This window comes from Salmonella sp. SAL4457 (genome assembly GCF_046548235.1).
In the GTDB taxonomy this organism is placed as follows: domain Bacteria; phylum Pseudomonadota; class Gammaproteobacteria; order Enterobacterales; family Enterobacteriaceae; genus Salmonella; species Salmonella enterica.
Genome location: NZ_JBGDZO010000135.1, coordinates 1 through 369 on the forward strand (window position 1 = coordinate 1; position 369 = coordinate 369).

The window sequence follows — 369 nt, forward strand, 5'->3', positions numbered from 1 at the left end:
CATCAGGATCATGTCGGAGGCTTCGATGCCTTTCCAGCCGGCGATGGAGGAGCCGTCGAACATCTTGCCGGCTTCGAAGAACTCATCGTCCAGCGCGTCGCGAGCCGGCATGGTGACGTGTTGCTGCTTGCCCTTGGTATCGGTGAAGCGCAGGTCTACCCACTTCACGTCATGGTCTTTGATCAGTTGGTGCGACTTGTACGACATGCTGTCCTCCAGGAGGGATTAGAGCTGGGAGCTTTTTCTGTGCCCCAGTATCGGGTGATGCCGGCCGGAATACTCCGCCAGGGCAACCTGCCTCACAAGTGAGCAAGTTGCGTGCCAGTGCCCGGAATCGGGCAGGGCCCCATGTTTGGCGGGGCCAGGTCT

General features: G+C 59.9%; 1 protein-coding gene. It reads right to left on the bottom strand.

All coding sequences use genetic code 11. The features are described from left to right. A partial coding sequence (locus tag ACLJNW_RS23590; RefSeq protein WP_410961137.1) for a glutamine synthetase beta-grasp domain-containing protein occupies positions 1-207 on the bottom strand: 207 nt, incomplete at its 3' end. Between the last annotated feature and the right edge of the window lie 162 nt (positions 208-369).